Annotated in this window: 16 protein-coding genes; 8 read left to right on the forward strand and 8 right to left on the reverse strand. The window is 62.7% G+C overall.

The features are described 5' to 3' along the window. From HMPREF1023_RS15795 to HMPREF1023_RS14635, 6 genes are all read left to right on the forward strand, one after another. Positions 1-216: hypothetical protein (locus HMPREF1023_RS15795; protein WP_035579192.1), on the forward strand; the 216-nt coding region annotated here is incomplete at its 5' end. A 452-nt stretch (positions 217-668) separates the two neighbouring features. Further along, complete coding sequence (locus HMPREF1023_RS14615) at positions 669-1,052, forward strand: hypothetical protein (RefSeq protein WP_232228735.1); 384 nt, start codon at positions 669-671, stop codon at positions 1,050-1,052. A gap of 95 nt (positions 1,053-1,147) precedes the next feature. Beyond that, positions 1,148-1,438, forward strand: coding sequence for a hypothetical protein (locus tag HMPREF1023_RS14620; RefSeq protein ID WP_035579196.1), 291 nt, complete (start codon positions 1,148-1,150; stop codon positions 1,436-1,438). 263 nt (positions 1,439-1,701) lie between these two features. After that, the gene (locus HMPREF1023_RS14625; RefSeq protein WP_009307218.1) at positions 1,702-1,902 is read left to right on the forward strand and encodes a hypothetical protein; all 201 of its coding nucleotides are present in this window, start codon (positions 1,702-1,704) and stop codon (positions 1,900-1,902) included. A 347-nt stretch (positions 1,903-2,249) separates the two neighbouring features. Beyond that, positions 2,250-3,527 (forward strand): DNA polymerase IV, encoded by a 1,278-nt coding sequence (locus tag HMPREF1023_RS14630; RefSeq protein WP_009307219.1) that lies wholly within the window; start codon positions 2,250-2,252, stop codon positions 3,525-3,527. Positions 3,528-3,538: 11 nt separating this feature from the next. Then, positions 3,539-3,817, forward strand: coding sequence for a hypothetical protein (locus tag HMPREF1023_RS14635; RefSeq protein WP_009307220.1), 279 nt, complete (start codon positions 3,539-3,541; stop codon positions 3,815-3,817). Here the strand turns inward: HMPREF1023_RS14635 and HMPREF1023_RS16135 are convergent. After that, positions 3,814-4,074 (reverse strand): helix-turn-helix transcriptional regulator, encoded by a 261-nt coding sequence (locus HMPREF1023_RS16135; RefSeq protein WP_198006022.1) that lies wholly within the window; start codon positions 4,072-4,074, stop codon positions 3,814-3,816. The genes HMPREF1023_RS14635 and HMPREF1023_RS16135 overlap by 4 nt on opposite strands. Before the next feature lie 98 nt (positions 4,075-4,172). On the opposite strand from HMPREF1023_RS16135, the gene HMPREF1023_RS14645 reads away from it, so the two are divergent. Then, complete coding sequence (locus HMPREF1023_RS14645; RefSeq protein ID WP_009307222.1) at positions 4,173-4,523, forward strand: helix-turn-helix transcriptional regulator; 351 nt, start codon at positions 4,173-4,175, stop codon at positions 4,521-4,523. A gap of 26 nt (positions 4,524-4,549) precedes the next feature. Further along, positions 4,550-4,948: a hypothetical protein gene (locus HMPREF1023_RS14650; RefSeq protein ID WP_035579200.1), complete on the forward strand. Its 399-nt coding sequence runs from the start codon at positions 4,550-4,552 to the stop codon at positions 4,946-4,948. Between the two features lie 113 nt (positions 4,949-5,061). Here the strand turns inward: HMPREF1023_RS14650 and HMPREF1023_RS14655 are convergent, their stop codons facing one another. From HMPREF1023_RS14655 to HMPREF1023_RS15555, 7 genes are all read right to left on the reverse strand, one after another. Next, complete coding sequence (locus HMPREF1023_RS14655) at positions 5,062-5,490, reverse strand: hypothetical protein (RefSeq protein WP_035579202.1); 429 nt, start codon at positions 5,488-5,490, stop codon at positions 5,062-5,064. Between the two features lie 40 nt (positions 5,491-5,530). Continuing rightward, positions 5,531-6,292, reverse strand: a complete 762-nt coding sequence (locus HMPREF1023_RS14660; protein ID WP_009307223.1) for a hypothetical protein — start codon at positions 6,290-6,292, stop codon at positions 5,531-5,533. A gap of 198 nt (positions 6,293-6,490) precedes the next feature. After that, complete coding sequence (locus tag HMPREF1023_RS15550) at positions 6,491-7,051, reverse strand: hypothetical protein (RefSeq protein WP_147270999.1); 561 nt, start codon at positions 7,049-7,051, stop codon at positions 6,491-6,493. Next, positions 7,045-7,371, reverse strand: coding sequence for a hypothetical protein (locus tag HMPREF1023_RS14665; protein ID WP_015539661.1), 327 nt, complete (start codon positions 7,369-7,371; stop codon positions 7,045-7,047). Before HMPREF1023_RS14665 ends, HMPREF1023_RS15550 begins: the two co-directional genes overlap by 7 nt. Beyond that, positions 7,368-7,676, reverse strand: a complete 309-nt coding sequence (locus tag HMPREF1023_RS14670; RefSeq protein WP_021409103.1) for a hypothetical protein — start codon at positions 7,674-7,676, stop codon at positions 7,368-7,370. The genes HMPREF1023_RS14665 and HMPREF1023_RS14670 overlap by 4 nt, the downstream gene beginning before the upstream one ends. Then, the gene (locus HMPREF1023_RS14675; protein ID WP_035579212.1) at positions 7,673-8,593 is read right to left on the reverse strand and encodes a hypothetical protein; all 921 of its coding nucleotides are present in this window, start codon (positions 8,591-8,593) and stop codon (positions 7,673-7,675) included. Before HMPREF1023_RS14675 ends, HMPREF1023_RS14670 begins: the two co-directional genes overlap by 4 nt. After that, a partial coding sequence (locus tag HMPREF1023_RS15555) for a hypothetical protein (protein ID WP_009307226.1) occupies positions 8,590-8,894 on the reverse strand: 305 nt, incomplete at its 5' end. The genes HMPREF1023_RS15555 and HMPREF1023_RS14675, both read right to left, overlap by 4 nt.

Raw genomic sequence — 8,894 nt, forward strand, 5'->3', positions numbered from 1 at the left:
ACGAACTTCGACGCCTTGACCTGCCGCGACATGGCGGCGTGCATGAGCCACGTGAACAGCTACCTTCGCGGCAAGATGGACTGGATGGCGCCCGTCGAGATGGCGCGCCTCGTGCTTCCGCAAGGGCTCCTCGACGCGTACGGGGTCGAGGAGATAGAGCCGAAGGAGGTGAACCTCACACCGCACCTCGTGCCTCACGCGATAACCCTGATCTAGCTAGTCTGGGGCACCGCATCATATCGCCGATTTCTTTACCTGCAGTCTTTCAAAACCAGCGACGCGGGCCTGACCTGGTGCTGTCTCAAACGGTTGCCGTCTACACATAACGGACTGCGAAGGCGGTCGATTGAAAAAGTGCAGGTAATAGATGGAACGCCGCGACCTCGAAATTGAAAAGGTAGAAGTAAACAGCCCTCTGATCTGCATAAACGTTAACTTACGAGAATTCAATCAACGGGGAAGGCCGCTGCGCGTAAAAAGTTAGCCTAAGTTTACATAATATATGTTATCAATTTAGCACGGCCGTCCCAATTTTAATATTGAAATTCAAGCTCTATTCGCGTATGCTAGTCCCATAATTAATTGCGAGATCGGAGCGTTTGGATATGCATCCAACCGAATGCACGTTTACTGCAAGCGGGTTCAGGCGAGAGGAATTCGATCACTTCATGTCCATTGCCCGCGAGCTGGGAATCAAGGTCGATTGCGCCGTTTCATCGAGCGGCAAGACGGCGACGGTGCGCGTGTCCGACATGCCGGACGTCCAGGACGCGGAAACCATGAGGACGCGGCGCGCAGGCCGGCCGAGCAAGGGCGTGGTGCTCCCACATGATTCCATATTTAATAATGAAACTACTTGCGCCGAGTACCTTGCATGGCAGCAGAACCACTCGGTAGAAGAAGGGATGCGGCAGCTCGGTTTGAAGCGCACAACGTATTTCCGCAGGGTCAATTCGATCAAGAAGGCGGTTGAAGAGGCCGAGCGCTTGAACGCAGGCCGCAAGAAGAAAGGCATGAAGCCGCTGTGCCCGCTGCTCGTGCACGTGCGCTAACACTTGAAGAGGGACGCCATTACCGATCATGCGGGGCATGGCGGTAGACAGGAGACATGGGAATGGGAAGAATGACGAGGAGAGGGCAAGCACCTGTGAAGAAAGAATTGGTCGAGGCATCGATGAGCGTCTTCGTATTCTGGATGGGGACGATCGCCATCGGCTACATGCTCGTCGCCAACAGCGGATGGAGTCTTCCTTTGTTTCCGCACATGCTGCTCCTATTGCTCGTGTTCGCAGTCGGATCCGTCTTTTCCACGGCCTCATTCTGCCTCACGGCCGCGCGGTACTTGCACACCCGTGGAAGGAGAGATCCTGGAAATCTGGACGACTACCCTTCCTTGCGCACACATATCGCCCAGGTGCATGAGCAAGAAAATCGATGATGAACGAGAATCTGCGTTGATCAAGATACCGCTCGATCTCCACGGTTTTTTGAATCTGCGCCCTGGGGAGAGCGGCAGGATGGCGACGGTGCGCGTATCCGACATGCCGTCAGTCTGGGAAGCCGAGACTATGGGAACACGGGGAGCGCAGGGGTTCGACCAAAGGCTCTGTTCTTCAAAATGATGCCATATTTAAAAATGATACTACATGCTCCGATCATATTACATGACAGAAAATGCACTAATCGGAAGAGGGGATCGGAATGCCCGGAAAGATGACGAACCGCGAGTTTTACCATGGGACTCCGGAGCGCGACGCCAAGACCAAGGTTCGTGGATACGTGGGAATGAACAACGTGCGCTTGGTGACGATAGAGTACGACGGCGAGTACGTGGACACGGTGAAGGAGCGCTACTACGGAGTGTGGCTCGACCTTCCCTGCGAGCGCGAGGAGGCCTACTGACCGCACGACGAGGAAGCGATACCCTACCGGCCCCTCCCCTTTCTTACCTCATCGACAACATCTGCAGGTGCGAACAGCTCCCATATCTCCACTCCCAGGGCTGATGCGATCGGCTACGTACCGAACGATGAATTGGACACGATCGCAAGAGGCGTCTACGTCAGCTTGCCGAAAGAGCTCCACTGTATGAGCAACCCGATTCACGACGGCATCCGAAAGCGCCTCAACGAGAGCCGGAGCGGCTAGGATCCCAAACACTCCACAAACTGTTCGATTGCCTCCAGCACCCATGCGGGCCTACAATTGTATCAAACATTTGTTCTCTATTACGGAGGTAAAAGGTCATTATGCCAGACCGCGACGTCCTGCACAGCGACATAAACTGCTGCTACGCGCAGATCGAGTGCCAGGCACGGCCCGAGCTGCGCGGCAAGCCCGTGGTCGTCGGCGGCGACGAGGAGGCGCGCCACGGCATCGTGCTCGCGAAGAACCTCATAGCCAAGCGCGCCGGCGTCAAGACCGCGATGGCGCTGTGGGAGGCGCGGAAGGCATGCCCCGGCCTCGTCGTCGTGCCCCCTGACTACCGGCTCTACATGGACGTGTCGCGGCGAGCCAGGGAGATCTACTACGATTACACCGACCGCGTAGAGCCCTTCGGACCCGACGAGGCTTGGCTCGACGTCACGGGCACCCGCCGGTGCCTCGGGCTCTCCCCCGCCGAGATAGCCCGCGAGGTAAGCGAGCGCATGGTCGCCGAGCTCGGCATCAGCGTGTCGGTCGGGGTGTCGTGGAACAAGATCTTCGCCAAGTTCGGCAGCGACTACAAGAAGCCCGATGCCGTCACGGTGATAACGCGGGAGAACTACCGCGAGGTCGTATGGCAGGCCCCTGTGCGCGACCTGCTCTACGTAGGGCCCGCCACGGAGCGCAAGCTGCACTCCTCGGGCATCGACACGATAGGCCAGCTCGCGTGCGCCTCGGACGAGCTGTTGCGCAACAGGCTCGGCAAGATGGGGTTCGTGCTGCGCGGCTTCGCGCGCGGGCAGGACGCTACCGAGGTCAAGCCCTACGACCGGGACGCCGCCGACGTCATGCGCGAGATCAAGAGCTACGGCAACGGGCTCACGGCCCCCAGGGACATATGCGACCCGCAGTCCGCCAAGGCGTACGTCTGGATGCTCGCCGAGAGCGTCGCCCAGCGCATGCGCGAGGGCCGCGCCAGGGCCCGCACCGTGTCGGTCGGCGCAAGGGCCGCGGACGACCTCTGCACCCGATCGCGCCAGCGCAAGCTGCCGGTGGCCACCGACGTGACGCTCGAGGTAGCGCGCGCCGCTTGGGGCCTCCTACGGGAGCTTGAGCCGCTAGACGCGAGCCATCCCCTGCGCGGGATCCACGTGCGCGCCTCCGACCTCGAGCCTGCCGACGCCGACCTGCAGGCGTCGCTCTTCGACCCGATGCCCCGCCGCACCGAGATGCGCGAGCTCGACGCCTCCGTCGACGACCTGCGCCGTCGCTACGGCAACAAGTGCGTCGTGTGGGGCGCGCAGCTCGTCGACGAAGGCGCGGCCGGCGTCGACGCCAAGGCCGACAACACCGTCCACCCCGTCAGCTTCTTCCACTCGTGAGGAGCTGCTAAATGCATGGAATCGAGAGCCGCAAGAAGACCTACGTGGAGGCCGTGGTGGACATCGACCCCGACGGCCGCCAGCGACCGCTGGCGATCTACTGGGGAGACGGACGATGCTTTGTCGTGGATCGCGTGCTCGAATCGAGGCGCGCGGCGAGCATGAAGGTCGGCGGCCACGGGATCCGCTATACCGTTGAGATCTGCGGAAGGACAAAGCACCTTTGGCATAGCGACGACGGCCGATGGTACGTAGAGGAGATCGTGCCCGGCAACGCCGGGGCACTCTAGCGCACCAGGTCGGACACCTCTACCTCCAAGGCCTCCGCGATGCGACACAGCTTGTTGAACGTCACGTTTATCTCGCCTGCCTCGAGCAGGCTGATGTAGGTCTGGTTGGTGCCGACCATCCGGCCCAGGCGTTCTTGGGATAGCCGCTGCTCCACCCGCTCGACGCGGACGGCATTCCCAAGTCGCTTCCTTCGCTTGTTAAGCTCTACGTCATCAATTCCCCCATTCTCATTTGTTATATGCAATGATTTATTCAATATATATAATGTTTAGCACTCAGCAAGGAAATGAAATAGTCGCGAAAGGAGCGACTCGTGGACCCAGGATCCGCAAGGCCTGCCATGGATAACAGCCCATGGCCATAGTCGTGAAGCTCGAGGCGCTGATGCTGCAGCACGGCATATCCCTCGACAAGATAGCAGCTGCGACCGGGATAACGAACGTCAACGTATCCAGGTTGAAAACGGGGAAGGTGGTCGCCTACAGGGGGACTACGATCGACGCCCTCATCAAGGCGCTCCGAGCGCTCGGCGTCGAAGGATGCGACGTGGCAGACGTGCTCGGCTTCGTGCCGGACGATGAGATCGCGAGCATCGGCGAGGGGGTCTACATCAGCGTGCCGAAGAACCTCCATCACATGAGCAATCCTTACAGCGACGCCGCGAGGGCGAAGCTGCGCGGCGAGGGCGGTCCGAAGACACAATGAAAAGCGAGCAGTAGCGGGTTGGCGAATTGAATCCAAGCGCAGGTCATATCCCAGATTCCCTCAACCGGATCGTCGAGGCGGCCGACGATCTCTTCGCGCCGTACGGAGACGAGGCCGACGTCTACGTAGTGGAATCGATCCTGCATAGGGAGATAGGCAGGATGGCCCTGCAGGCGAGATCCGGGGCGATCCGGCCGCCTCGACCGGAGAAAGGCGCGAGCCCCGCCTGCAGCGCTGATCGAAACGACAGCGGGCTCCTGATAGAGGCGATCGCCGAACGCTCGGCGCTCTTGATTGCTGGGCTCGGGGGCGACGCGGCATCGAACATCGAGGCCGCCATCCACAACGTTATAGCCTATCGCGCGGCCATCGCCCAGGCGAGGTGCGTCGAGCCGCCGGGCGGTTGGGATCCGTTCGGTCGGTAAGACAGAGGGCAGGCAAGGATTCCCAAATTCCCCTTGACTGCCGGCACCGGGAGGCAGATCATTTTTTCACTGCCGCACGGCGAAGCCGTGCCGATGCGGCCGATGCCTTTCGGTCATCGGGGGATGCCGTCCGCATCTGCGAGGATGTGCAGGAGCTCCTCGGCGTGCCATTGCATGTCCTCCGGTGTTTCGAGCGAAGGGTTGCTGCGCGTCATCTGGTCGATCTCGGCCAAGAGGGGTACGATCCTTCCCGGTGCCACTCGGCCGAGTCTTTGCAGGGATGCCTGAGAGAGCTTCGAGACGTCGAAGCACCAGGTTGTGCCGCCCGCAGGGCGGTTGTCCAAGGTATCGCGCAGCGATTCCGGCATCCCGCCCTCGTGGCGGGCGTCCGAGGAGCCGCGGAGCGGCGTACGCTTTTCCACAATGCGGCGGCAATAGGACATGAGAGATCTTACAGGTTGAAGGATTTTAGATGTTTTACGCTCTTTAAGATCGGTTAGTGCGCAAAAACCCTGATCACTAGCTTCGTTTTCAAGCCCCATGGCCTTCGTCCTTTTTCTTGGTGCGCTTTTCTCCACATGGTTATCCACTTTCGGCGCTTGCGCCGCGAGCGCCGCATGCTCGCGAGCGCGCTGGCGCTCGTCGGCGCTTCTGGCGCGCCGACTTGCTGTAGTGCGCGTATCCCTCGTAGTTGTAGTACACGTTATGGAAGGGCTTGCGCTCAACTGTTCTCTGGAGCTCTCCATGCCAATTGGACGCATAGCAGCACGCGATCCCGAGGATGTCGCGCAGCTTGTCCCACTTCACGATGTACTTGTTCGATTGACGCGATCCGTCCTCGGCCCTGCCCCCCGTGCGGACGCGCTCGAGGACGCCCAGGCGCTCGAGCTCCGCGCGGATCGAGTGCGCCGACCTCGGCGATACGCGCGCCGCGCGCGCCAGGCCGTCGTAGCTGCAGTAGAGCACGCCGCTCGACGTGGCGAGCCCCACGATCGCGCGGATGACCTTGCGGCGCGCGCCCGTGACCTTGTACCCGCCGTCCTCGCGCGGGACGTTGTTCAGCTCGTCGAGGCGCGCGAGGATCTGCCTGTCGCCCTGCCGCTTGCGGTATCGCTTGACGGACTCGTGGTAGAGGTAGCTCGCGTAGGCCTGGTCGAGCTGCCATTGCCCGAAATCAAAGAATTCCGCGCCCTGCTCCTCGTAGTACGCCTTGGCGTCCCTCTGCCAGACGCTCGCCGCAACGCGCTTCTGCAGCTGCCAGCGGGTCTTGGGATCGGGTTCTTCTTCGGCAAGCGTGCCGACGTAATCTATGTGCTGCTGTATGTCCCGTATCGGTCGTTCCATGCCCTGGCGGCACGGGTTCGGCAACTCTCGAAAACCGGCCCCGTACGCCGTCGTATGGGGCGATATGAGGGCTTTCCGGGGCAGATTTGCATATAACTACCCAAGGGTGGTACAATCCACCTCTATCAAAAGTCTTTGGTTTTCGAGTTTTCGGAAACCGCAGGGGCCTCGGGGGCGAACCGGGGCCTCGTTGTTTTCCTAAGCCGTCGCTCCCCCTGCCGCATCACCTCCTTTCAGCTTCCTTTTGCCGCAATACCGCCATGTTGTCCAATCTGGACGGTCGGCCGAGATCCTCGATCGACGCGCATCCTGGTTGGCCACGCGGTTCCGGATTGCGCAGACCGGGCTTTTTGCCCATGGCCGGCGCATGCCGGAAAAGGCAGCAAGCAGCCACCACGGGGTCGAGAGCCCGTGGTGGCTGCTTGCTTTGAAGATGAAGGTAGTGGTGCTGCGGTTGTGTTCCATTGCGCCTTCTGGTCGTCCGGCGCGGAATCGTGACGGCTGCGAGCCGATGCGGTTGCCTGCAACGCAGCAAACCGAGGGGTTGACACACCTCTCCCGGTCAGCGATAATAGAGCAACGACAAAGAGCTCTTCCAATATCACGAAACCGCCGCCTGCGGTTTCTTTCTTTTTTGGGGTTCGTTCCCGGCGTCCCGCCGGAATCCATCACCTGGTTCCTTTCCTGAGCGACAATGATACCATACGCGCCGATTCCGCGAATATCGCATGTTGTGTTTTCGCGCCGCACCGTCACCATACGTCGACCACCTTGCCGTCGCTGAAGTACAGCATGCTCGCCGCATCCATCAGCGTCGCCTTGTCGGTGAGCAGCGCCTCGACGATCCTCCCTGCCAGCACCGCGCCGTCGGGATTCCCCCGTTGCGACAGGATCGCCGCGAGCCCGCCCAAGCTCGACGGCGCGTCAGACGCGATGGCTGCCGCCACCTCGCGCTTCGCAGCGCGGTATTCTCCGGGGAAGAGCTCCTCGATCATCTTGAGCGCCCTCCGATCCTCTTCCGACAGCCTTTCCTCGCCGGCGTCGGAAAGCGGCGCGTCGGCTGCGATGCCTCTTCTCATCTTTCTCCTTCCCGTGCCGCGTTCAGCTCGGCTGCGCGGCGATCGGCCGCGCGCCTCGAGACGAACACGGAACCGACGAGCCCGAACCTGCGCAGAGCCGACGGCTCGACCGTCGAGGCGACGCCGAGGAACTGCGCGCCGTCGCCGAAGTCGATGAACCTGACCGGCGGATCCACGCATACGCCGCTCGAGACGGAGAACAAGCCATCGGCGCCGCGGCATATGCAGTAGACCGTGTCGCCAGGCTCGATCATCCCGACATCCGCCCTGCCGGCCTCATCCCAGTAAAGCCCGTCGACCGTCATCTCAATCCCTCCGTCGCTCTCGCTATCTCCGCCTCGAGCTGGCAGTCCTCGGCAAGCTCCGGCAGGTACCGCCGCATCAGCGCGCACGCGTCCTCCGCAGACGCCCCTCCCTTGATCTCGGCTGCAGCGGCGCGGAAGCACTCGAGGGCGCACCCCGCGTCGTAGCCCCCTTTCGCGTAGCTGGCGGCCAGCAGGTTGATCAAGGGCTTCACGACGCGCACGTACCCATCCCAGCCTGCGTCCAGCACGCCCTCGCCGTCCAGCACCTCCGACGGTGCGAGAACCTCGGCCGGGACGGGCAGGGGCCTTGCGGGCTCGATGCGCCTCGGCCGGTACGAGCCTCCCCTCCCCTCGTAGGCCCGATGCACCGCCGAGGCGGCCGCCTTGAAGCTCGCGATGACTTCCTTCATCCCTTCCTGGCCCAAACCCCCGCCTGCATGGGCGACGACGTCCCCCATGCCGAAGTACGCCTCGACCATGCCGTACGCGCCGGTGCAGTCTATCTCGCCCGACGACAGGATGTCCTCGACGGCCCGCCTGTCGCACGAAAGGCCGCATACGGGCTCCGTCACCGCCCCGTCGCCCTCGGTCGCCTCGTACGGGTAGCGTCGCATGAGGGCCATCCCGGAGGCGCCCCTCACGAGGACGGGGACGGCCATGTCGGCCCTGGCGACGGCGCGGCCGTCCCTCTCCCAGTCCTCGGCCGGACGGCACCAGCCGGATCCCGCGCCGTGGGCCCACGCCAGGGCGGCGTTGAGGGGCCCGTAAGTCCTCACCCGGCGCGCGCCGGGATCGTACGTTGCCGTCGCCGCGATGCAGGACAGCAGGCGGGATTCATCGCCGGCCTCCCGGCACTCCTCTATGACCCGCTCGGCCTCTGCCGTGGCGTCGGCCACCGTCGTCGGCAAGGACGTCATCGCCCACCGCCTCCCTTCTCGGCAGCCCCGTAGCGCGCCGATGCACGGCACGCCCTTATGAGCTCGTCCAGGTTCGTGCTCTTATAGGTTTCCATGTCGCCGGCGTAGAGCCTCTCGTAGCGTGCGAGGTCGTCGTCCTCGCCGCCCGCCGCCGGCATTCCCTGATCGACGAGCCGTTCGGCGAGGCGCGCGAGCGCCTCTGACGGCGTCGGGCAGGGGCCCGATTCCACGGCGGCCGAGCCGAGGGCGCCGTCCGGGAGCCAGGACGCCGGCGTAGCCGTCCCCGCCGGCCGAGGCGACG

It is taken from the genome of Eggerthella sp. 1_3_56FAA (assembly GCF_000185625.1).
GTDB lineage: Bacteria > Actinomycetota > Coriobacteriia > Coriobacteriales > Eggerthellaceae > Eggerthella > Eggerthella lenta.

Coding starts and splice junctions, on each gene's coding strand:
- HMPREF1023_RS14615 (WP_232228735.1), top strand. CDS start 669: ATGTCCATTGCCCGCGAGCTGGGAATCAAGGTCGATTGCGCCGTTTCA.
- HMPREF1023_RS14625 (WP_009307218.1), top strand. CDS start 1,702: ATGCCCGGAAAGATGACGAACCGCGAGTTTTACCATGGGACTCCGGAG.
- HMPREF1023_RS14630 (WP_009307219.1), top strand. CDS start 2,250: ATGCCAGACCGCGACGTCCTGCACAGCGACATAAACTGCTGCTACGCG.
- HMPREF1023_RS14635 (WP_009307220.1), top strand. CDS start 3,539: ATGCATGGAATCGAGAGCCGCAAGAAGACCTACGTGGAGGCCGTGGTG.
- HMPREF1023_RS14645 (WP_009307222.1), top strand. CDS start 4,173: ATGGCCATAGTCGTGAAGCTCGAGGCGCTGATGCTGCAGCACGGCATA.
- HMPREF1023_RS14655 (WP_035579202.1), bottom strand. CDS start 5,490: ATGGGGCTTGAAAACGAAGCTAGTGATCAGGGTTTTTGCGCACTAACC.
- HMPREF1023_RS14660 (WP_009307223.1), bottom strand. CDS start 6,292: ATGGAACGACCGATACGGGACATACAGCAGCACATAGATTACGTCGGC.
- HMPREF1023_RS15550 (WP_147270999.1), bottom strand. CDS start 7,051: ATGGTGACGGTGCGGCGCGAAAACACAACATGCGATATTCGCGGAATC.
- HMPREF1023_RS14665 (WP_015539661.1), bottom strand. CDS start 7,371: ATGAGAAGAGGCATCGCAGCCGACGCGCCGCTTTCCGACGCCGGCGAG.
- HMPREF1023_RS14670 (WP_021409103.1), bottom strand. CDS start 7,676: ATGACGGTCGACGGGCTTTACTGGGATGAGGCCGGCAGGGCGGATGTC.
- HMPREF1023_RS14675 (WP_035579212.1), bottom strand. CDS start 8,593: ATGACGTCCTTGCCGACGACGGTGGCCGACGCCACGGCAGAGGCCGAG.